Origin of the sequence: Mycobacterium sp. (genome assembly GCF_965277065.1) — a bacterium.
Taxonomy (GTDB): Bacteria; Actinomycetota; Actinomycetes; order Mycobacteriales; family Mycobacteriaceae; genus Mycobacterium.
On sequence record NZ_CBDIBT010000019.1, the window covers coordinates 241,827 to 262,403 of the forward strand.

Annotated in this window: 20 protein-coding genes and 2 pseudogenes; 11 read left to right on the plus strand and 11 right to left on the minus strand. The window is 65.4% G+C overall.

Going from position 1 to position 20,577, the window contains the following annotated elements; translation table 11 throughout:
• Nucleotides 1-72: 72 nt before the first annotated feature.
• Together ACQY5A_RS18320 and ACQY5A_RS18325 are read left to right on the plus strand one after the other, a co-directional pair.
• Entirely contained in the window at nucleotides 73-2,316 is a 2,244-nt protein-coding gene (locus tag ACQY5A_RS18320; protein WP_428341766.1) for a carbon starvation CstA family protein, read from the plus strand.
• A gap of 642 nt (nucleotides 2,317-2,958) precedes the next feature.
• Nucleotides 2,959-3,513, plus strand: a pseudogene (locus tag ACQY5A_RS18325) (phosphatase PAP2 family protein); the annotation flags it as partial.
• A 108-nt stretch (nucleotides 3,514-3,621) separates the two neighbouring features.
• On the opposite strand, the gene ACQY5A_RS18330 reads toward ACQY5A_RS18325, so the two are convergent.
• A complete protein-coding gene (locus ACQY5A_RS18330; RefSeq protein WP_428341767.1) occupies nucleotides 3,622-4,560 on the minus strand; it encodes a D-2-hydroxyacid dehydrogenase family protein in 939 nt (312 codons plus the stop codon).
• 90 nt (nucleotides 4,561-4,650) lie between these two features.
• Here ACQY5A_RS18330 and ACQY5A_RS18335 point away from each other — a divergent pair, with 90 nt between their 5' ends.
• From ACQY5A_RS18335 to ACQY5A_RS18345, 3 genes are all read left to right on the plus strand, one after another.
• Nucleotides 4,651-4,824, plus strand: coding sequence for a CsbD family protein (locus ACQY5A_RS18335; RefSeq protein WP_428341768.1), 174 nt, complete (start codon nucleotides 4,651-4,653; stop codon nucleotides 4,822-4,824).
• Nucleotides 4,825-4,952: 128 nt separating this feature from the next.
• On the plus strand, nucleotides 4,953-5,402 hold the full coding sequence (locus ACQY5A_RS18340) for an SRPBCC family protein (protein ID WP_428341769.1): 450 nt from the start codon (nucleotides 4,953-4,955) through the stop codon (nucleotides 5,400-5,402).
• Entirely contained in the window at nucleotides 5,399-5,677 is a 279-nt protein-coding gene (locus ACQY5A_RS18345; RefSeq protein WP_428341770.1) for a GlsB/YeaQ/YmgE family stress response membrane protein, read from the plus strand. Before ACQY5A_RS18340 ends, ACQY5A_RS18345 begins: the two co-directional genes overlap by 4 nt.
• Nucleotides 5,678-5,688: 11 nt before the next feature.
• Here the strand turns inward: ACQY5A_RS18345 and ACQY5A_RS18350 are convergent, their stop codons facing one another.
• Nucleotides 5,689-6,156 (minus strand): VOC family protein, encoded by a 468-nt coding sequence (locus tag ACQY5A_RS18350; protein ID WP_428341771.1) that lies wholly within the window; start codon nucleotides 6,154-6,156, stop codon nucleotides 5,689-5,691.
• A 165-nt stretch (nucleotides 6,157-6,321) separates the two neighbouring features.
• On the opposite strand from ACQY5A_RS18350, the gene ACQY5A_RS18355 reads away from it, so the two are divergent.
• Entirely contained in the window at nucleotides 6,322-7,137 is an 816-nt protein-coding gene (locus ACQY5A_RS18355; RefSeq protein WP_428341772.1) for an enoyl-CoA hydratase/isomerase family protein, read from the plus strand.
• On the opposite strand, the pseudogene ACQY5A_RS18360 reads toward ACQY5A_RS18355, so the two are convergent.
• The 3 genes and pseudogenes from ACQY5A_RS18360 to ACQY5A_RS18370 form a co-directional block, all read right to left on the minus strand.
• Nucleotides 7,104-7,572 (minus strand): annotated as a pseudogene (locus ACQY5A_RS18360) (SDR family NAD(P)-dependent oxidoreductase). The gene ACQY5A_RS18355 and the pseudogene ACQY5A_RS18360 sit on opposite strands and share 34 nt — an antisense overlap.
• Before the next feature lie 10 nt (nucleotides 7,573-7,582).
• On the minus strand, nucleotides 7,583-7,885 hold the full coding sequence (locus ACQY5A_RS18365; RefSeq protein WP_428341773.1) for a hypothetical protein: 303 nt from the start codon (nucleotides 7,883-7,885) through the stop codon (nucleotides 7,583-7,585).
• 65 nt (nucleotides 7,886-7,950) lie between these two features.
• Complete coding sequence (locus tag ACQY5A_RS18370) at nucleotides 7,951-8,094, minus strand: long chain fatty acid-CoA synthetase Faa4p (RefSeq protein WP_428343226.1); 144 nt, start codon at nucleotides 8,092-8,094, stop codon at nucleotides 7,951-7,953.
• Between the two features lie 562 nt (nucleotides 8,095-8,656).
• Between ACQY5A_RS18370 and ACQY5A_RS18375 the strand changes: the two genes are divergently transcribed.
• Nucleotides 8,657-9,313, plus strand: coding sequence for a cutinase family protein (locus ACQY5A_RS18375; RefSeq protein ID WP_428343227.1), 657 nt, complete (start codon nucleotides 8,657-8,659; stop codon nucleotides 9,311-9,313).
• Nucleotides 9,314-9,333: 20 nt separating this feature from the next.
• Here ACQY5A_RS18375 and ACQY5A_RS18380 read toward each other — a convergent pair whose 3' ends face one another.
• The 6 genes from ACQY5A_RS18380 to ACQY5A_RS18405 all read right to left on the minus strand — a co-directional run bounded on the left by ACQY5A_RS18380 (nucleotide 9,334) and on the right by ACQY5A_RS18405 (nucleotide 15,983).
• A complete protein-coding gene (locus tag ACQY5A_RS18380; RefSeq protein WP_428341774.1) occupies nucleotides 9,334-10,812 on the minus strand; it encodes a glycoside hydrolase family 130 protein in 1,479 nt (492 codons plus the stop codon).
• Entirely contained in the window at nucleotides 10,809-11,786 is a 978-nt protein-coding gene (locus ACQY5A_RS18385; protein WP_428341775.1) for a glycosyltransferase, read from the minus strand. Before ACQY5A_RS18385 ends, ACQY5A_RS18380 begins: the two co-directional genes overlap by 4 nt.
• Before the next feature lie 35 nt (nucleotides 11,787-11,821).
• Nucleotides 11,822-12,973, minus strand: coding sequence for a glycosyltransferase (locus tag ACQY5A_RS18390; RefSeq protein WP_428341776.1), 1,152 nt, complete (start codon nucleotides 12,971-12,973; stop codon nucleotides 11,822-11,824).
• Between the two features lie 176 nt (nucleotides 12,974-13,149).
• Nucleotides 13,150-13,731 (minus strand): TetR family transcriptional regulator, encoded by a 582-nt coding sequence (locus tag ACQY5A_RS18395; RefSeq protein ID WP_428341777.1) that lies wholly within the window; start codon nucleotides 13,729-13,731, stop codon nucleotides 13,150-13,152.
• Between the two features lie 9 nt (nucleotides 13,732-13,740).
• The gene (locus tag ACQY5A_RS18400) at nucleotides 13,741-15,492 is read right to left on the minus strand and encodes an N-acyl-D-amino-acid deacylase family protein (RefSeq protein ID WP_428341779.1); all 1,752 of its coding nucleotides are present in this window, start codon (nucleotides 15,490-15,492) and stop codon (nucleotides 13,741-13,743) included.
• Nucleotides 15,489-15,983, minus strand: coding sequence for an SRPBCC family protein (locus ACQY5A_RS18405; protein WP_428341780.1), 495 nt, complete (start codon nucleotides 15,981-15,983; stop codon nucleotides 15,489-15,491). Before ACQY5A_RS18405 ends, ACQY5A_RS18400 begins: the two co-directional genes overlap by 4 nt.
• A 65-nt stretch (nucleotides 15,984-16,048) precedes the next feature.
• Between ACQY5A_RS18405 and ACQY5A_RS18410 the strand changes: the two genes are divergently transcribed.
• The 4 genes from ACQY5A_RS18410 to ACQY5A_RS18425 all read left to right on the plus strand — a co-directional run bounded on the left by ACQY5A_RS18410 (nucleotide 16,049) and on the right by ACQY5A_RS18425 (nucleotide 20,511).
• Nucleotides 16,049-16,186: a hypothetical protein gene (locus ACQY5A_RS18410; RefSeq protein WP_428341781.1), complete on the plus strand. Its 138-nt coding sequence runs from the start codon at nucleotides 16,049-16,051 to the stop codon at nucleotides 16,184-16,186.
• 100 nt (nucleotides 16,187-16,286) lie between these two features.
• Complete coding sequence (locus ACQY5A_RS18415; RefSeq protein WP_428341782.1) at nucleotides 16,287-18,071, plus strand: flavin-containing monooxygenase; 1,785 nt, start codon at nucleotides 16,287-16,289, stop codon at nucleotides 18,069-18,071.
• Nucleotides 18,068-19,645: an SDR family NAD(P)-dependent oxidoreductase gene (locus tag ACQY5A_RS18420; protein ID WP_428341783.1), complete on the plus strand. Its 1,578-nt coding sequence runs from the start codon at nucleotides 18,068-18,070 to the stop codon at nucleotides 19,643-19,645. Before ACQY5A_RS18415 ends, ACQY5A_RS18420 begins: the two co-directional genes overlap by 4 nt.
• A complete protein-coding gene (locus ACQY5A_RS18425; RefSeq protein WP_428341784.1) occupies nucleotides 19,642-20,511 on the plus strand; it encodes an amidohydrolase family protein in 870 nt (289 codons plus the stop codon). The genes ACQY5A_RS18420 and ACQY5A_RS18425 overlap by 4 nt, the downstream gene beginning before the upstream one ends.
• Nucleotides 20,512-20,577 lie beyond the last annotated feature (66 nt).

Genomic DNA, 20,577 nt, shown 5'->3' on the forward strand with positions numbered 1-20,577 from the left:
GCGAAAGTGAACGGCGCGACGCGACACGCCGATCGAGCGTCGGCACGTTAACAGTCGCGTAGGGTCCCGGCCGTGGAAGGGCGCAACACACACTTCAGTTACGTCCACACCGACGCCGATCTGCCGCCGGTGGCCGTCATCGACCGCTCCCCGATCGGCACCCGCCACAAGATCGTCTTCGGACTCGTCGCCGTTGTCGGCGCAGTGGCCTGGACGATCATCGCCTTTGTTCGCGGCGAGACGGTCAACGCGGTCTGGTTCGTCGTGGCAGCGATCTGCACCTACGTCATCGGATACCGCTTCTATGCGCGGTTGATCGAGGCGAAGATCGTGGGCCCGCGCGATGACCATGCCACTCCCGCAGAGGTTTTGGACGACGGCACTGACTACGTGCCGACCGACCGGCGGGTGTTGTTCGGCCATCACTTCGCCGCTATCGCCGGAGCCGGACCGCTCGTCGGGCCGGTGCTGGCCACCCAGATGGGTTACCTGCCGTGCAGCATCTGGATCATCGTCGGCGCGGTGTTCGCCGGCGCCGTCCAGGACTACTTGGTGCTGTGGATCTCGACCCGGCGGCGCGGCCGCTCGCTCGGTCAGATGGCCCGCGACGAACTCGGCGCCCTCGGTGGCGCCGCGGCTCTGGTCGGGGCGTTCGTCATCATGGTGATCATCATCGCGGTGCTCGCGCTGGTGGTGGTCCGTGGGTTGGCCGAAAGCCCGTGGGGCGTGTTCTCCATCGCGATGACGATCCCGATTGCCGTGTTCATGGGGTGTTATCTGCGATTCATCCGCCCCGGACGGGTCACGGAAGTGTCGGTGATCGGCTTCGTGCTGTTGCTGCTCGCGGTGGCGTCCGGCCACTTGGTCGGCGAAACAGCTTGGGGCGCTTCGTGGTTGAACCTGTCGCCGGTGACCGTGTCATGGTTGATCGTCGGCTACGGATTCGTCGCGTCGGTGCTGCCGGTCTGGCTGCTACTCGCGCCGCGCGACTACCTGTCGACGTTCATGAAGGTCGGGGCCATCATCCTGCTGGCGATCGGCATCTGCATTGCGCATCCGGTGATGCACGCCCCGGCGATCTCTGGTTTCGCCGCTCACGGTGGCGGTCCGGTGTTTTCCGGCTCGTTGTTTCCGTTCTTGTTCATCACCATCGCGTGCGGAGCGCTGTCAGGATTTCACGCGCTGATCTCATCGGGCACCACACCGAAGCTGCTGGAAAAAGAAAGTCAGATGCGGCTAATCGGCTACGGCGGCATGCTCACCGAGTCGTTCGTCGCGGTGATGGCGCTGATCAGCGCTTCGATACTCGACCAGCACCTTTACTTCGCCCTCAACGCGCCGACCGCTCGAACCGGCGGCACCGCGGCGACGGCCGCCGAGTACGTCAATCACCTTGGCCTGTCGGGGCCGCCGGCAACCGCAGCCGAGCTGAGTGAAGCCGCCGCCGGCGTGGGCGAAAAGTCGATCGTGTCCCGCACCGGCGGTGCGCCGACGCTCGCGGTCGGCATGTCCGAAGTGCTGCAACGGGTTCTGGGTGGGGCAGGCCTCAGAGCGTTCTGGTATCACTTCGCGATCATGTTCGAGGCACTGTTCATCCTCACCGCCGTCGACGCCGGCACCAGGGTCGCGCGCTTCATGCTCTCCGACGCCCTGGGCAACCTCGGCGGTCCGCTGACCAAGCTGCGGAACCCGAGCTGGCGCCCGGGCGTCTGGATCTGCAGCCTGGCTGTGGCCGCCGCCTGGGGCAGCATCCTGCTGATGGGCGTCACCGACCCGCTGGGTGGAATCAACACGCTGTTCCCGCTCTTCGGTATCGCCAATCAGCTGCTGGCTGCGATCGCGCTGACCGTCGTGACGGTCATCGTCGTGAAAAAGGGTTACCTCCGATGGGCGTGGATTCCGGGAGCACCGCTGCTCTGGGACCTGACGGTCACCCTGACCGCGTCGTGGCAGAAGATCTTCTCCGCCGATGCCAGCGTCGGCTACTGGACACAGCATTTCCAGTACGCGGACGCCCAGGCGTCAGGCAAAACGTCCTTCGGCGCGGCCAAGAACGCCGATCAGCTTGCCGCCGTCACCCGGAATACCTTTGTCCAAGGCACGCTGTCCGTTCTGTTTGCGGCGGTGGTGGTGATCGTGGTGGTGGCCGCAATCGTCGTGATAATCAAGGCATTTCGCGGCGGTGGCTTGCCGCTTTCCGAGGACGACCCGGTGCCGTCGAAAATGTTCGCACCGTCCGGAATGATCGCCACCGCCGGAGAGCGCACGGTGCTCCGCCAATGGCGCGTACTCGCTCTCATGCATCTCGACGAGTGATGTGCGGTAACCGGCAGCGAATTCACAGCACTCGCGTAGGAGCTCGCAAAAGCGCTCGTCACCTACGCTAAACCCATTCACCGACAGTGTATTTCGCGGATCGTCCGGTCCCGTCGTCCTTCGCGACGACAATGAACAGGTGGGAAACAGCCGGAGAAGCATAGGGTCGGGCTGGTGTCAGTAATTACCGATCGCCGGGTCCGGCTGTTCAAACGCGATCGCCGATCCGATGTCACGGTGGGCCGCCCGATCCCCCCGACGCCCACTGTCCCGTCGCGGACAATCGGCGCCGACCCGGCGCGCCGCGAGCGTTGGCTGACGCGGGCGCGGAGAGGATCGGTCACAATCTGGGCGGCGGTAGTGATCTACCGAACCGCGACGGACGGGCTGGCGTTCAACCGCGAACTGCTGCTGCTTTACATCTCGACCGGACTGACCGCCGCGAGTATCGGCCGTGGGCACAAGGTGTTCGCGGTACTGCGCGATTGGCTGCCGTGGGCACTCGTGCTGGTGCTCTACGACCTCAGCCGAGGAGCGGCCGGCACGCTTGGCGACCCCACCGTCTGGCGATTCCAGCCCGCCGCGGACCGGCGGTTGTTCTTCGGCACCGTGCCGACGGTCTGGCTGCAGGAGCACCTCAAGATGGCGCAGCCACCGTGGTGGGAAGTCATCATCAGCAGCATCTACATGTCATTTTTCGTCTTGCCCTACGTGGTCGCCGGTGTGTTGTGGCTGTACAACCGGGCCAAGTGGGCGGCGTTCGTCCGTAGGTTCGTGACGCTGTCGTTCGCCGCACTGGCGGTGTACGTGGTGATGCCCGCCGCGCCGCCGTGGGCGGCAGCCAGTTGCACGCCCGGCGACGTCGCCGATGGGCCGTCCAACCCGCGTTGCATGTTCCGCGGCCCCGCGGGTGTTCCCGACGGCGGACTGCTGGGCGCGATGCACATGAGCCAGCCTGATGCCCACCAGTTCGTGGAGCGGATCTCCACCCGCGGCTGGGGAACCCTGCATCTGCAGTCGGCCGGGGCACTGCTCGACTCCGGACAAGCCAGCGTGAACCTGGTCGCCGCGATTCCTTCGCTGCACGCCGCGGTGACGGCGATGATCTCGATGTTCCTCTGGCGACGGGTCAGGCGCGGCTGGCGCCCGCTGCTGGTCGCCTACCCGTTGGCGATGGCGTTCGTCCTGGTGTACTCCGCCGAGCATTTCGTCGTCGACATCCTGCTGGGTTGGGCGCTCGCCGCCGCGGTGACGGCGGCGATGGGTCACGCGGAATCGTGGTGGTCGCGGCGCCGCGAGCCCAGATCAGCCGCCGCTGTTCTGACTCAGCCAGCGGCCGATCTTGGCGGCCGCCTCGCCGTAGAACACCCGATAGACCTGCTCAGCGACGTAGCCGATGTGCGGGGTCGCGACCACGCTGTCCAGCGATCGCAGCGGATGCCCAGACGGCAGGGGCTCGATGTCGAAGACGTCAAGGCCGGCACCGGCGATGCGCCGCGACCTCATGGCATCGACGAGCGCCGACTCGTCAACGATCGGGCCGCGAGAGGTGTTGACTAGCAACGCTGTTGGCTTCATCAGCGCCAGTTCGTCTGCTCCGACCAGGCCGCGGGAACGCTCGCTGAGGACCAGATGGATCGTCAAGACGTCTGCAGAGGTGAACAACTCGTCCTTCGACACGTAGGTCGCGCCGGCTTGTTCGGCTGCCTCCGTGGTCAGGTTGGCGCTCCACGCGATGATGTCCATGCCGAACGCCTTGCCGACCTGTGCGACCCGGCTGCCGATGCGGCCCAACCCCAGGACGCCCAATACGGTGCCGCCGAGCTGGCGGCCCACAGCGGTCTGCCAGCCGCCGCCTCGCACAGATACCGACTCGTCGACGATCCGGCGGGCCGCGCTCAGGATCAGCGCCCAGGTGAGCTCGACCGTCGACTCCACGTAGCCGCCGGTGGTGCTGACGTAGATGCCTCGCTCCTTGGCGGCGGCGACGTCGATGGACGCGTTGAACGGCCCGGTCGAGGCGATCATCTTGAGCCGTGGCAGGCGATCGATCACGTGTCGCGGCAGCGGCGTGCGCTCACGCATCACACAGACCACGTCGAACGGCTCGAGCCGCTCGACGACGGCGTCCGCCTCGGCGACGTGGTCGTTGAACACCGTGATCGTCGCGCCGGCCGCGACCTCCGACCAGTCAGCCATGGTCAGCGCGACGTCCTGGTAATCGTCGAGAATTGCGACCCGCATCGTGCAAATCTCGCACATCAGGTTTGACCCGTTTTCGGGGCGGGTAGTTGTCCCGACGCGAAGTTGAGTCCCAACGCGAGGGAGTGAAACATGGGCGCCCACGACAAAGTGAGCAACAAGATCGACGACATCGGCGGCAAGGCCAAAGAAACATTCGGTAAGGCCACCGGCGACGGCAGCACTGAGGCCGAGGGCAAGCTTGACCAGGCAAAGTCCAGCGTCAAAGACGCTGTTGAGAACGTCAAGGACGCCTTCAAGAAATAGTCACCCAAGCCAGCACAAAGGACGGCCACCGGTGGATTCAACCCCGGTGGTCTTCCGCTTTTCTGGGGAATTTTCAACAAGTAGAGCCCAGTGGCGTGGAATCGGCGTCAGCGGGTAACCATTCCTTTATGCCAACCGTGTCTCGTCAATTCTCCGTGAAGCCGCCACCATCCCAGGTCGTCGAATACCTGAAACACTTCGAAAACACCGAAGAATGGGATCCCGGCACCCAGACGTGTACGAGGACCAGCGACGGTCAGGTCGGTGAGGGATCCACATGGCACAACGTCTCAAAAATCTTCGGCGTCACGGCGGAACTGACGTACACCCTCGAGCAGCTGACGGCATCCCGGCTCGTTTTCGTCGGCGATAACAAGTCCTCGACATCGCGGGACACCATCACTGTCGACGCAGCAGGATCCGGTTCCGTGCTCACCTACCGAGCTGATCTCACGATGAAGGGTGCAGCCAAGCTGCTGAACCCAGTGATGAAACTCGTCTTCGAAAAACTGGCGACCGACACCGAGAAGCAGATGACGACAGTGCTGAACCAACTCACCGCGAAGCAACCGAAATGATCGGGACCGTAGTAGGGGCGATCGTCATCGGCCTGATCGTCGGAGCCCTGGCGCGCCTCATCCTTCCGGGCAAGCAGAACATCGGAGTCGTCGTCACCGTTCTGCTCGGCGCGATCGGGTCGTTCGTCGGATCCTGGCTGACCTACAAGCTGATCTTTCCCAACGAGCACAGCGGATTCGGGCTCACTGCCTTCCTGGTCGGCGTTATCGTCGCGGTCATTTTGATCGCGATCTACGTCGGCATCACCGGCAAGCGCGGCAGGGCTTCCCGCTGATCGAGTGGACTCTAGTGCGAGGTCCAGTGTTCGCCTGACGATTCGCCGTCTGCCGGTTCGTTGACGGCGAATACGAATGGCGCGAAGACCACCTCACGACCATCCGGATCGCGGTAGGTAACCGCCCCCGTCGCCGCCCAATACGGATGAGAATCAACGGGTTTGGCTCCTGACTTTGCGAGTCTGGCGGTGGCTCGCTGCTGTGCGGCGGCGTCGGGAAAATACAGGCACAGCTGCTCGTGGCTGTCGACCGCAACCGGCTCGGTGGCCTCGACAATTTCGAACGTCAGCGTTGACCTTGGTAGGCCGAATATCGCACCGTTGCTGCCAAAGCTTTCCGCGAACGTCGCGCACAGCGGCAGGCCGACCAGGTCGCGGTAAAAGCGGACAGTATCGTCGAAATGCGCTGAGCGGCGGGCGAATCGGAGAGCACCGATCGACGCCAATTCCGAGGGCCATGCTGCTCGCGGGTGAGTCATGCCGACTATCCTAAAACCTAAACTAATGTTCAGGTCAAGTGCTGGCCGAGACCGCGATTGGCGCCGGTGGCCACCGCCAATGACCCGTCGATGCGCGTGGTGCTGCCTTCTGATCGATCGTGCCGATGGGTTGTCCCTTCTGTTCCACCGTGTTCAATTGCCTCTATGAGTCATCTGATCCGCGTCGAGGTCACCGACGATCACGTCGCCACCGTCGAGTTCGAGCGCGGCCCGCGCAACCATTTCGACGCCGGCCTGATCGCCGAGCTGGCCGACACTTTTGAACGTCTTGACGCCGATCCGAACGCACGCGCAATCGTGCTCTGCTCGTCGGGCCGACACTTCTGTGCGGGTGCCGATCTGCCGGGCGCCCTGAATGGAAGCCAGCCGACGGTCGCGGGATCGGCCGGCTCGCTCTACGAGGAAGCCGTGCGACTGTTCGCCGCCCGCACTCCGATCGTCGCGGCCGTGCAGGGCGCGGCGGTGGGCGGCGGTCTCGGCTTGGCGCTGGTGGCCGACTTTCGGGTCGCCGGGCCGTCCACCCGGTTCATCGCGAACTTCAGCCGGCTGGGCCTGCATCAGGGATTCGGCATCACCGTCACGCTGCCGGCGGTGGTCGGGATGCAACGCGCGCAGGAGTTGTTGTACACCGGCCGCGAGGTGCCAGGTGGTGAGGCGTTCAGCATCGGTTTGTGCGACCGACTGGTCGGCGACGACGTGGTGCGATCGGGCGCTCATGCCGTTCGCGGCCGAGGTCGCCGCGACTGCGCCGCTCGCTGTGGAGTCGATACGTCGGACCTTGCGTGGCGATCTGGCGGAACGGGTCCGCGCCGCGACGGTCAAGGAACAGACCGAGCAGATCCGACTCGCGGCGACAGCGGATTTCATCGAAGGAGTGTCATCCACCGCCGAACGGCGCCAACCCCGCTTCACCGGCTCGTGAGCACTCAGCCGGCACCTTTGCCGTTGTCCACCCGATAGACCGCCCCGTGGACTGCGGCCGCGGCGTCGCTGGCCAGAAACGCGATGACGTTCGCCACGTCGAGAGGTGCCATGAAGCCACGCGGTGAGGCTGTGCGCATGATCGTTCACCGCAAGGTCGTCTGCTCAGTCGTCGGTCGTCATCGACTCGGTTCGACGCATCTGGTGTCGCCCTGCGATGTTGATCAGGACGTCCAGGCCGCCCCATTCGCGGATGCACTGCCCGATCGAGTCTTCGCAAGCCTGCGCCGATGCGATGTCCACCGATGCGTACGAGCCACGACCGACGTCGGAGAACACCTCGGCCAGCCGGGTGGTGTCCCTGCCGATGCCGAAAACCGTTGCGCCCTGGCGTGATAGCAGCCGTACGGTCTCAGCGCCGAGACCCGATGACGCGCCGGTCACGAATACGATCTTGCCGTCCAGCGTTGTCATCTGAGTTGCCTCACCAGCCTGGCGCACTCCGGTAGGAGCGCATCCGCGTAACGCTACCGCGCAACAGCCCAAGGGAGGCAGGCATTCTCGGTCCGATCAGCTCGACTATCGGCTCGGCCCGCAGGCTGCGGCGAAAGCGACGCGCGGCGAGCAACACGAGCAGATGGACTGTCCGCTTTCCCAGGGCGACCCGGCTGGTCCGCTTCTTCCACGTCGATGGAGCCGAACCGGCACGCCGGCCGCAGTAGTAACCGGCGGACATCGCCAACGCCAGAGCAGCGAACGCCGCGAGCACCGTCATGGTGATGAGCATTTCTGGTCATCATCGCGGTGAGGTCACACGCGAGACACACCTCGGCCAATAACCGAAGTAGAGCGCTAGCCGAGCTCGCTGTCGACGTAGACGGAGACGTAACCGATCGGGATACCGGTCCACATCGCGATGCACTCGCGTGCTGCGATTTCGACTGCGGCCCGCCGGCTGGCGCGGGTCGTCCGGCCGATTTCGGGGATCAGGATCATCCATCCGTCGGCATCGCGAGTGACTTCGATGTCGAAGCACTGGCCGACCGTTGGACCATTGACGCGGGGTGCGAATCGCTGGGCGCTACGCACCTGTCGGGGGCGCACCAGCACGGACTGAATGGGCATGGCCGCTTTCTGGAGTCGAAATAAACCGCGCGCAAGCGTATTGCGAAATGGGGCGAAAACCTAATCTGCGGCGAGCCTAGTCGAAACGATCTACAAAAATGCGGCCTCAGCTGCGGTTTCCCCCTCCCTAGACGCGTCGGGACATCAGCTCGTCACCTGCAGTTTTCCGCACAGCCGACGCGTCGGGGATGAACCGGACTAGCACCGGTGTTGCAACGTGCTGAGTTTGACCATCAACAGCGCGGGATATGAAGATGTCCGTCGGCATCGTCGCCGGAGGCCGGACTGCGTGGGAGTCGCCCACCGCATAGGCTTGAAATATTCCCGCCCGACGAAAGGCACCAGCGTGCACGAGACAACCCGCTATGGCATATCGCCCCTGTCATGGTGCGCGCCGCTGTTGACCAAGGTCCTGCAGTTCTCCGCCGTCCTGATGACGATGCTCGCAGCGGCGATCGCGGGCCCGGCGATCGGCACCGCGGCGGCCGACGGACCGTGCTCGGACGTCGAGGTCATCTTTGCGCGCGGCACCCTGGAACCGCCCGGCCCCGGCACGGTGGGGCAGGAATTCTCCGACGCCTTGATATCTCGCCTAGGTGGCCGCTCGGTCGATGTGTACGGAGTCAATTACCCCGCCTCGCTGAGCTTCGGGCAAGCCGCCGACGGCGTGGCTGATGCCGCCAACAAGGTCATGGACACCGTGAACACCTGTCCCGCCACGAGGATCGTTCTCGGTGGTTACTCGCAGGGCGCCGCGATCGCGGCCTACATCACTTCCGACAGCGTCCCGCCGAACTACCAGCTGCCCGCCGGCATCACCGGCCCGCTGCCGCCGAACGTCGCTCCGCACGTCGCCGCCGTCACCCTGTTCGGCAAGCCCTCCAACGGGTTCCTCAACCTGGTCGACCACGACGCCCCGCCGATCACCATTGGCCCGCTCTACGCTCACAAGACGCTGGACCTGTGCACCCCGCAAGACCCCGTGTGCTCTTCGGGCGAAGGATTCAGCCGCGCCGCGCACAGTGCGTACAAGACGAATGGTATGACAGACCAGGCCGCCGACTACGCCGCCGGCAGGCTAGGTCGCTGAGCCGAATCTGCTCGATCCGACTACTCGACGAGCGTCGCCAGCAGCTGCGAAAGTGGCACGGTAGCAAGGCCAATAGCACCGTCATTGATTCCGTAAGGGATCACCAGGGTGTCGGCGTGCACGAGCGCGCCGCAGGAGTAGACCACGTTGGGCACGTAGCCGTTCTGTTCGTCGCGGGCCGGGCTGAGCAGCGGGCGTCGGAGCCGGCCCAGTACCCGGGTCGGATCGTCCAAGTCGAGCAGGATTGCACCGATGCTGTAGGTCCGCATCGGCCCGACGCCATGGGTGAGCACCAGCCAGCCTGCCTCGGTTTCGATTGGCGGGCCGCAGTTTCCGAGTTGCAGCGCTTCCCAGGATTCCGTCGGCTGCTGGCACGGTGATGCGCTCGTCCAGACCGCCAAATGGTCGGCGAAGGCGACGGTGTTGGTCTCGCGATCCGCTCGCGACATGGCGGCGTAGCGACCATTGATTCGCCGAGGGAACAGGGCCAGGCCTTTATTGGCCGCCGCTTTCCCGACGAGCGGTCCGGAGGTGAAGGACCGGAAGTCCCTGGTCGTCAGCAATTGCTGGCTGATGTGCGATCCGCTGTAGGCCGTATAGGTGGCGTGGTAGGTGACTGAGCCGTCGTCGTCGACGAAGCGGACGAATCGGGCATCCTCCATACCGGCCTGCTCGGCTTCTACCGACGGCCACAGCACACACTCGGAAAGGTCTACGTCGCTGGGGAATTCGACGGCATAGGACCGTGCGGCGACGGTGCGGATGAGGGCGACAGCGCGCTCCCCGTGTCCCCGGGTGCTCAGGTTGGCCCTCAGCTCGCCGAGTCGAGCGTCGAGGTCTGCTCGCGCGAACCGGTCGCCGAGCATATCGAAGACATAGTTCGCGGCCTCAGCGGCATTACCGATGCGGCCGAGTTCGCCGCGGAACACCGCGGCATCGAGCAGCGCGCCCGATACGCGTCCTGTGGTCGCGTAGCGCGCCGGCTCGTCGATGGTCGCCCGGCCCGCAGCATCAACGACACCGGTGCGGAAACCGATCGACGAGCGGTGTCCCTCCCCGATCCCACGCACGCTCATCACGAATCGCAGGCTGCCCGGCGCGGAGTCGGTCTGGTCCGGGTGGGCGACGATGCTGGGGTTGCACAGCGCCGCACCCTCGATGGAGTACTCGCTGGTAAAAGTCGCTCCCAACAACAGCATTCGCGCATCGGACAGCGGCGTGTCGGAATTCAGGCGGTCCGCGAGTTCGTGGGCGTGCCGACGGAACGTGCCCACAAGGTCACGATGACGTCCGTCGAAGCGGACGATCACGTCGTCCAGGGATGACGACACGTCGTCGTCGGTCAGGGCGAGGATGCGTTCGAGCACCACTCCTGCCCGGGACTCCTGTAGCTCGAAGCCCTCCTGGCCGGGCACGAATAACTGGGTGATCACCCGTCCCGGGTTGGCCGCGATCTGGTCGGGGTTGCGAGAGACGAGCCCACTGAGCGCCAAAGTCACTGTGCAACCAACGAAAAGCGTTGTGCTTGCTGCAAGGTGGAGATCACCGCAAGGGTTGATTCGGCGCCCTGGTTGAGGTTGACGCAGTCGGCCAGCAATCCGTCGAAGCCGCCGCCGGTCTCCCTGTCCCACATGAGCAACCCAGAGTCGTTGACGCCCTCGAACCAGGCCGCGCACGACCGGACACCATCTAGCCAAATCGCCCGCGGGTCGGCGGCCGCAGCACGTGCGCAGGCGTCGGCCAGGGTGGCCACCTCGACTGGCTGCTGGTCGAACGCGGGACGGCTGTCCTCCGGTCCGCGGCCTCCCACGGGGGTGGGTGACACATGGCCGTCAGCCGATTCGTAGGCCAGCAGCCACTCGAGCAGATCGAGGCCAGCTTGTTTCAGCTCTGGGTCTTCCAGCGCGGCGCCGGCGGCGATCATCGCCTCGGGCAGAATCGCATTCGCGTATGCGAGCCTGGGCTCGGGCCACGGCCAGTCCGGCTCGGAGTTCGGTCTCGCGACTGTGGCGGCGTAATCGGCGAGGAGTCGAAGGGCCGCGGAGTTACCGGGCTCGACACTCAGGAGTTCGGCAGCACCGACGGCGGCGAACGCCATCGCCCGCGGGTGCGGCGACCTGGCCTTGGCGGCGCGCTCGAACTGAATCACCGCCAATCGGCGAACCAGGCTGACGCCGCTGTGGGCGGCGGCGGTGCCGAGCCCCCAGATACAGCGGCCCCAGTGGTCGCCTGTGGTCGGCTGGTCGGTCCAGCGTCCAGCGTCATCCATCCGGTTACGGCAGGAGCCGTTGTAGGACTGGCCATCGTTCAAGAACTGCAGCGCCTTACCGGCGAGGCCCTTGACGGCACCCGATGGGTCGGGGTCGCGGGTCGTAACGACCAGCACCCTGGCCATGTCGTCGGTGCAGTACCCGTGCTCGTGGCGGGGCTCGGTCAAGCAGGCATGCTCGAAGGTGCCGCGATGATTGGTCATTCGCAACAGGTGCGCAAACACCGGCGCCACGCCGGTCACGCCGGCGCCGCTTGAGTGACCAGCAGGCGTTGCGCTTCGGTGATGTAAGCGTCGACGACGACGGGCCAGGCGATGGATGGGGCCAACCCGCGGGCTTCGGTGGCCATGGATTCGGCGACGCGCGGTTCGGTCAGCAGCTGGCGCAGCGCTGCGACCAGTGCGTCGGAATCGTCATGAGCGACGACGGTTCCCGCACCGCTGCCGAGCAGTTCGACTGCATGCGGGAAAGCGGTGGCGACAATCGGGCGGCCACTCGCAAGAGAGTCGACCAGAACGCCGGAGGTGACCTGTTCCTTCGAGTCGTAAGGCAGGACGACGACGGTCGCCGACTGGATGAGCGCGGTGAGCGCTTCGGGCGTGCGGTAGACAGCGTCGAAGGAAACCGAATCAGCAACGCCGAGGCGTTTCGCTTGCGCGACAAGCTCTTCGCGATACCTATCCCCCTGTGCGGCAAGGACCTTGGGGTGAGTACGGCCGGCGATGACGTACCGCGGCGGGCGGGGCAGGTGCTTGAGCGCAACCATGGCGTCGATGACCCGCTCGATGCCCTTGCCCGGTCCCAGCAGGCCCCAGGTCAAGATCGTCGGTTGGTCGGGACGTTGCGCGCCAGTGGCATTTGGGAGCGCCGCACCATGCGGGATGACGGTGACCTTATGGCGATCTACGGCGAAGCCCGAGCACAATCGCCGGCGCGCCACCTCTGACATCACGATGATGTGATCAGCCAATGCCATCACCGATTCGAGCACCGAAAGTTGGTGCGGAGTAGGATCTTTGAGCACTGTGTGAACAACGACGAGCGACGGGACGCCTAAACCGGTCATGATCTGGACGACTTCGTCTCCGTCGGTACCGCCGTAGATGCCGTACTCATGCTGGATGATCGCGACTTCGCTCTGATTCAGGAGCTCGGAGGCCGCCGCCACCGAGGAAGCCGAGCCGTTGACGAGCTCGCCGACGACGTTGGGCGCTTTCGACATGTGACCGTCGGCGATGCGCACGACGCTGACGTCGGCGCCTTTGGCCGTCAGCCCCTTTGCCAGGGCCTCACTGAAGGTCGCCAATCCACAGGCCGTCGGCGCGTAGGTGCCGAGGATGCCAAAGCTTGGTGCATACGAAAAGTGTTGCAGTCCAAAGGGAGCAATCACGTGCTGAAACAACGACGGAGCATTCAAAGTTATCCCGACTGAGCGGTAAAAAAGTTGTGTCCGGCATGAGCGGATGCTCGAGCAGATCAGCGTGAGAAACTGAGCCGTTCCGGATGGGCTGGGAGTGCCAACGTCTCCAACGCTACACCCTGGCAGGCCGATAGCCGCTAGCGTGGTCAGCTGCGCGCGCTGAGGCCGGCGAGCAGCATGTCGAGTCCCTGCGTGTAGCGAGCGTCCGGCGACTCGGTCAGCTGATGCGGCAAGCCGGCGAGGGCCTGCTCGAACGACACCGAACCCAAGATGAAGATCATCAGCAGGATTCGGGCCGACTCGCGCCGGCCCGGTGGCACCCCGGCATCGGCGACGAGTTGCTGCATCAGCGCGTCGATTCGTTGCGCCGCGCCTTTCGCGGGCTGCGTCTGCAAGACATCGGCGATGCCGTCGATCTTCAGCATCGCCGCGCGTGCACTGTTCGCGACCACGCGGATCCGCTGTTGCCACGGACCAGATTTAGGTAATTCGACCGAAGCGAGCGTGGCCTCGGCGATCAGATTCAGTAGTTCGGCTTTGCCGTCGACGTAACGGTACATCGCGGTGGTCGACAGCCCCAGTTCGGTGGCCAACGCCCGGACGGTGACGGCACGCACGCCGCTGCGTTCGGCCAGGCGCACCGCGGCCGCGACGACGAGGCCGCGGTCGAGCTCCCCGTATCGCAGCGACTTAACCCGCGTCTCGGACGCAATACTGCCGTCGTTCACCGTCTTTGGCTATGCCGCTGCCATGGGCCGCGGACCGCGGACCAGACCGCCCGGCCGGTTGTCGGTGAGTTCGCCGTCGGCGACGATCGTCTGTCCGAGCACCAGCGTTTCGATGTAGCCGTCGGATCGCTGAATGAGCCGTCCAGCGCCGGCGGGCAGATCCATCACCTTCTCGGGGTAGTGCAGGCCGAGGTTGTCGAGGTCGATGAGGTTGACGTCGGCCCGCCGGCCAGGCTGCAGCACACCGCGGTCGCCGAGGCCGTAGAACGCGGCCGGGTCGCCGGTGAGCCGATGCACCGCCGTCTCCAGCGGTATCCGCGGGCCGCGGACCCGGTCACGGACCCAGTAGGACATCAGATAGGTCGTCATGCTGGCGTCGCAGACGATGCCGCAGTGCGCTCCCCCATCACCGAGGCCTTGCAGGCTCAACGGGTCCGACATCATGTCGTGCAGGTGGTGGTAGTCGTTGCCTGCGTAGTTCAGCAGCGGGAACAGCAGGAACTCTTTGCCTTCGGCATGGAGAAGAGTGTCGTAGGTGACCTCCCATGGATCGCGGCGCTCTCGCTCGGCGATGGCCGCGATGCTGTCCTCGGGCGACGGTTCGTAGTCGAGTCGCTCTCCGAGCGGGTAGAGCCGCTTGAACATGTGGCGGTTGAGTTGATCGGCCGACGGCACATCACTCGGGTCGGGTGTCTCCGCGAGAATCCTTGCCTTCAGCTGCGGGTCGCGAAGCGCCCGCACACGCTGGTCGAGCGGCAGACCCATCAGCGACCGGTAACTGGGGCGGTGCCGGAACGGGTTCATCCGCGACTGGTGACCCATCAACATGCCGAACGCGCGGCTGGCCACTTGTGGTCGTACGTTCGCGCCGGCGGCGTTCGCCGTACGCACGGCGCCGAACCAGCGTTGCCAGTCGTGCGGGTCCTGCTCGTTGACCATGGCCAGGAAGGTCAGCGGTATCCGGAATTGCTCGCCGAGCCGGCTGATCCACTCGACCTCGGCATCGATGGAATGTCTCTGGTCGCCGCCTATTTCACCGCCCACGCCGGCCGGCACCACCTGGAGCACACCGCGTCCCGCCTCGGCCATCGCCGTCATCAAGGCAACGAGCTCGTCCTCGTCCGAATATGTTCCGGGCACCGGCTGCCCGCTCGCGCTGCGATGTCCCGCCGTGCGACCGAACGACATGCCAAGAGCGCCCGCACGTAGGCCGTCCGTGACCGCCTGGCTCATGGCGGCGAGGTCGTCGGCGGTCGGGGCGTCGAGCGCGCGATCACCCATCACGTAGGCCCGCAGTGCGGCCTGCGGTAACTGGGTGCCGACGTCGACGGCGCGCGGCATTCTCTCCAGCGCGTCGAGATACTCGCCGAAAGATTCCCACTCCCAGGTGATTCCCTCGGCCAACGCGCTGCCGGGGATGTCCTCCACGCCCTCCATCAGCTCGATGAGCCAGTCGTGCCGGTCGGGGCGAACCGGCGCGAAGCCGATCCCGCAGTTACCCATGATCGCGGTGGTGACGCCGTGCCAGCACGACGGCGTCAGGTGCGGATCCCAGGTGGCCTGGCCGTCGAAGTGCGTGTGTACGTCGACGAATCCCGGTGTCACGGTGAGACCGTCGGCATCGATGGTCCGGCGCGCAGAGCCGTCTATCCGGCCCACCTCAACGATGAGTCCGTCCCGCACACCGATATCTGCGGTGCGCGCAGGCGAACCCGAGCCGTCGACGACTGTCCCGCCGCGAATGATCACGTCGTAGCTCATGACACCCTCTTCGTCGCACCGGCATACCTGAGTGCGTGCTCGTAGATCGCAGTGTTGTCAGCGGAGATCTTCGCGTGCACCCGCCCCTCGAAGAGGGCCCGCAGGATGGGATTGTAGGCGTGATACGTCTCGTGGAACGTGACAAGCGTTGTCCCGTCCTGCTGTTCGTCGAGTTGGTGGTATCCCTCCGCGCGTGACCACAGCGGCTTGCCGATGGCGACGTAACGGGACAGCTTGTTGACTTCGGCCTCGGTGACGACCTCCCAGGACCGCGCTTTGCCACCGGACATCAGGTAGCCGGGAACACCGAAGACACAGGTCCGAACCAGCCCCTGGCCTGCCTCATCGCCTTCGGCGAGAATTTCCATGCTGCCGCCGGGATATTCAAGGATCCGAGGCGATGACGCGTCGGGTGGGACCGGCGGATGCAACACTCGCCAGACCCTGCGGGCCGGGGCCTCGACATGGAACACCGCCGAGAAGGACCGCACTAGCGCTGCCCCACGGCTTTGATCTCGATGTCCACACCGATCCGTTCTGCCGGCACCACGTCAACGTGGCGGCGATCGACTTCAATATTTACACCGTTAACTTCTTGCCGACAAGGTCCGCTACCGGCGACAACACAGCGGCATCGTCGATGTCGACCCGGGAACAGTTCGGCACGGCGACCCGCGGCGCACTCATCGACTGACAAGAGCGCGCCGCCGCATCGCATCGAGCGCGGCCCTGAACGGTTTACATCTGGCATAAACTTTGTAACATCAGCATGGTGCTGACGAAATGGGAGAGCCGTGGCATTTGATCCCGAAGCCGTCCGCGCCAAGTACCTCGCTGAACGCGACAAGCGCCTCGTCCCGGGCCGGGCGGCCATCCGTGACCTGACCCATGACGAATATGTCGCCGGATACCGAGCGGATCCCTTCATCCCCGTCGCCGAGCGAGCGTCTATCACCGACGATCCCGACGTGGTGATCGTCGGCGGCGGCATCGCCGGGATCCTCGCCGGCGCCCATCTGCGCAGGGCCGGCGTCGAACGCATCCGGGTCGTCGATGCCGCCGGCGGTATCGGAGGTACCTGGTACTGGAACCGCTATCCGGGAGTGATGTGCGACGTCGAGTCCTACCAGTACCTCCCCATGCTCGAAGAACTCGACTACATCCCCACCCGCCGTTACGCCTTCGGCGAAGAGATCCGACAGCACCTGCAGTCCGTTGCGGAGCGTTTCGACCTGGTCTCCGACGCCCTCTTCCACACCTCGGTCACTCAGACGACGTGGGATGACGACACACACCGGTGGACGGTTCACACCGACCGAGGTGACAGGCTGTCCTGCCGCTACTACGTACTGGCGGTCGGAATCCTCAATCTGATGAAGTTGCCGGCGATCCCCGGAATGGACGGGTTCACCGGTCGCGCATTCCACACGGCGCGATGGGATTACGGCTACACCGGGGGCGGCCCGGGCGAACCGCTCACCGAGCTCGCCGACAAAGCCGTCGCGTTGGTCGGGGTGGGTGCAAGCGGGCTGCAGTGCCTGCCACCGCTCGCCGATGCGGCCGAGCACGTTTACGTCTTCCAGCGCACGCCGTCGGCGATCGGCCTACGGGGTAACCGGCCCACCGATCCCTCGTTTGCCGAAGGCTTGGAGCCCGGTTGGCAGAAGGCTCGGATGAATAACTTTCAATCGGTCATGTTGGGGCGCGAAGTCGACACCGACCTCACCGATGATGGCTGGACGCGCCATTACGCCGCGGTGCAGAATCCGCCGCGGCGTAAAGGCATGACTGTCGAGGAGTTCACCAGGATCGCCGAGGAGATCGACTTCGGGATCATGGAAGAACACCGGACACGGATCGATGAGCTGATTACCGACCCCGATACCGCGGCCGCCCTCAAGCCGTATTACCGCTATCTCTGCAAGCGGCCATGTTTCCACGACGAGTACTTCGACGCGTTCAACCGTCCCAACGTCACTCTCGTCGACTGCCCTACCGGCATCGAGGAAATCACCGAACAAGGGCCGGTGGTCGACGGCCATCAGTACGAGGTCGACTGCATCATCTACGGCACCGGTTTCGAGGCCGAAGTCACGCCGCTGCAGCGCCGTGTCGGCCATGACATCGTCGGTCGCGCCGGCATCTCGTTGGCCGAGAAGTGGTCCGACGGCGCCGCCTCGCTGTTCGGGTTGATGAGCCGCGGTTTTCCGAACATGTTCGTCATGCCGGCTCCGGGTCAACAATCAGTCGTGACCGTCAACTACACCCAACTCGCGGTGCTGGGCGCCGAATTCATCGCCGGCACAGTGTCACAGCTCGAAAAGCAGGGACACCAGATGTTCGACGTGAGCGCCGACGCGGAGGCCGACTGGATTCGACAGATCATCGAGACGCACGTCGACCCGAGCGCCGTCATGTCGGCCTGCACGCCGTCGCGACTCAACAACGAGGGCGACCCCGGCGGCATCAAAGCGCAGAACACCAACTTCGGTCCAGGATTCGGCGACTTCTTCGCCTACCGCGATCTGCTCGAAAACTGGCTCTCAGCGGCTCAACTCGACGGCCTGGAGGTGACATGAGCGATCGGCGGCGGGTAGTCGTCGTCACCGGCGGCGGCGGTGGTATCGGCGCAGCGATCGCCGAATCGCTCGGCCGTACCGGCGCTTTCGTCGTCACCGTCGACCCGCTGGTCTCCGTCGATGGCTCCGAACATCTTCCCCAGCCCACCGAAACTACCGCCGACCGCATCGTCGCGGCCGGCGGTGCGGCCCGGGCCTCGGCAGCGTCGGTCACCGATGAGCCCGCAATCCGGCAACTGTTTGTAGAGCTGGCCGACGAGTTCGGCGGGCTCGACGCCGTGGTCAACGTCGCGGGTATCAGCCGGCCCACCAGCTTCACCAGAGGCAGCGACGACGATTGGCTCAGTGTGCTGTCGGTGCACCTCGACGGCTATCGCAACGTCTTGGGCGCCGCCCTGCCGTTGATGGCGGCGGCGGGGCGGGGTCACATCCTTGGCGTCACCTCCGGGTCTGGTTGGCGTCCGGCCGACGGGGGCGCCTACGGATGCGCCAAGCGCGCGGTGGCCGCACTCACCTGGCAGCTGGGTCGACACGCACCCGCGGGCGTGGTGGTGAACGCGATCTCGCCGATCGCCGCCACCCGCATGGTCGCTGCAGCACTCGGCAGCGCGCAAGCCAGCGCCTCGGCTACCGGCGGATTGTCACTGGGCTCCATGCCTGCACCAGAACACTTGGGGCCGTTGGGTGCTCATCTGGTAGACGACACCTTCACCGAATGCCAGGGTCAGGTGCTCTTCGCGGGCGGGTCCGAGGTCGCGGTCATCGAGGAGCCCCGGCTCATCGAAGTGGTGCGCAGCGACGACGTTCCTTCGCTGCCCCATCTGTTCGAGATCGCGACCTCCGTCGCCCTCGTCGCCGCTGAGGCCCATCAGGTCAGTGGGGGCGGTAGCAACGTCCGCCTCGGATCGATCTTCGACGTGGCGCCGACCGAGAACCTCTCGACCGCAGCGGGTTCCTGCGCGGTCGTCGCCAACCGGCCCGACGTCGCGGCGGCCGTGACCGCCGCCGTGAAGGCAAGGGGTGTGACGCCCCATTCGATCGACGATCCCGCGGCACTGGCCGACCTGGACGAGCTGGACTCCATCGTGATCGCTTTATCGGGTCGTTCTCCCACGAGCGGTGCGACGTCGAGCTGGGAGCGCATCCTTGCCGAGCACGACGGCCTCGTCGACGACATTTACGTCGACGCCCAATGGTCAAGAGCGGCAGCCGTATTCGCCGAGAGCAAGCAGCGACCCGTCCGCGTGGTGACGATCACCGAGGCCAGCACTGCCGGGGGTCGAAGTCGCGCCCAGGCCTCAGCGCAGCTCGCCCGGGGCGCCCGAACTGCCACCGCCGATCTGGTCGCTTCCTTCGCCATCAGCGCCGAATCCGAGGACATCCCCGCCGAGCTGGCCGCTCACCTGGCCTGCAGCCCAGCCGTGGACGGCCTCTCCGGGGCCGAATTAGCTACCGGCGCAGGATGGTTCGGGCTGCGCAGCCACCCACGACCGATCGGAAGTATCAGCTTCGGAGGGCCCGCGGTCCCCCCGTGGTTCGACGACACCCTCCGAGAGGTGGTGAGGCCGAGGTGATCGTCAAGCCCGCTCGCATCGTCGATGCTCACGTACATCTATGGGACCCGGCCCGCGTCGATTGGTATCCCTACCTGTCGACGAGCGGCGACGAGTTGAACATGGGCGACGTATCGGGGATGTCGCGCCGCTTCGACGTGCCCACCTATCTGACCGAGTCCGTCGGCTGGAACGTCGAACAACTCGTCAATGTGGCGGCCGCCACCGGCAGCTACTCGATCGACGAGACCCTCGAGCTGGACCGACGAGCGGAGGCCGACGCCCACCCCGATGCCATCATCGGCGGGCTACCACCGACGGACTCGGTGCTCGAAGCGGTGGCCGCTCTCGACGCGCAGATGGCAGCGCCCCGCTTTCGCGGGGTCCGTCCGATGGGAGCCCTCGAAGAGCCCCTCCCGGCGGCCGACGTGCTCGGCGCCCTGCAAGAGCGCGATCTGGTGTTCGAAGTGATGACTCACCCCGATCAGCTTCTGGCAACTGCCGCGGGACTCGAGCACTTCGGTGATCTGGTCGTGGTCATCGAACACACCGGCTGGCCGCGCAACGACTCCCACGAGGAACGTGCGCTGTGGACGGAGGGTATGAATGCCCTTGCGACCCTTGGCAACAACGTGCTGTGCAAGCTGTCCGGCCTTGCCATGCCACTGGGCTCGATGGCCGTCGACGTCATGGCGCCATGGCTCGAGCACGCCATTGGCGCATTCGGCGTCGACCGCTGCCTGTTCGCGAGCAATTTTCCAGTCGACGGGATGCATGGCTCGCTGGACGAGCTGTACACCGCCTACTCGGCCGTGACATCGGGAGTCGGTGCCGAGGACCGCGACAAGCTCTTCGCCGCGAACGCGAAGCGAATCTACCGTTTGTAGCGCGGCGGGCGCATCGGCCGCAGTACCACGCTGCGGGCGGCTAGAATCAGACGTATCCAAGTCGGT

Coding starts and splice junctions, on each gene's coding strand:
- ACQY5A_RS18330 (WP_428341767.1), bottom strand. CDS start 4,560: ATGCGGGTCGCAATTCTCGACGATTACCAGGACGTCGCGCTGACCATG.
- ACQY5A_RS18335 (WP_428341768.1), top strand. CDS start 4,651: ATGGGCGCCCACGACAAAGTGAGCAACAAGATCGACGACATCGGCGGC.
- ACQY5A_RS18340 (WP_428341769.1), top strand. CDS start 4,953: ATGCCAACCGTGTCTCGTCAATTCTCCGTGAAGCCGCCACCATCCCAG.
- ACQY5A_RS18345 (WP_428341770.1), top strand. CDS start 5,399: ATGATCGGGACCGTAGTAGGGGCGATCGTCATCGGCCTGATCGTCGGA.
- ACQY5A_RS18350 (WP_428341771.1), bottom strand. CDS start 6,156: ATGACTCACCCGCGAGCAGCATGGCCCTCGGAATTGGCGTCGATCGGT.
- ACQY5A_RS18355 (WP_428341772.1), top strand. CDS start 6,322: ATGAGTCATCTGATCCGCGTCGAGGTCACCGACGATCACGTCGCCACC.
- ACQY5A_RS18365 (WP_428341773.1), bottom strand. CDS start 7,885: ATGCTCATCACCATGACGGTGCTCGCGGCGTTCGCTGCTCTGGCGTTG.
- ACQY5A_RS18370 (WP_428343226.1), bottom strand. CDS start 8,094: ATGATCCTGATCCCCGAAATCGGCCGGACGACCCGCGCCAGCCGGCGG.
- ACQY5A_RS18375 (WP_428343227.1), top strand. CDS start 8,657: ATGACGATGCTCGCAGCGGCGATCGCGGGCCCGGCGATCGGCACCGCG.
- ACQY5A_RS18385 (WP_428341775.1), bottom strand. CDS start 11,786: ATGACCAATCATCGCGGCACCTTCGAGCATGCCTGCTTGACCGAGCCC.
- ACQY5A_RS18400 (WP_428341779.1), bottom strand. CDS start 15,492: ATGAGCTACGACGTGATCATTCGCGGCGGGACAGTCGTCGACGGCTCG.
- ACQY5A_RS18420 (WP_428341783.1), top strand. CDS start 18,068: ATGAGCGATCGGCGGCGGGTAGTCGTCGTCACCGGCGGCGGCGGTGGT.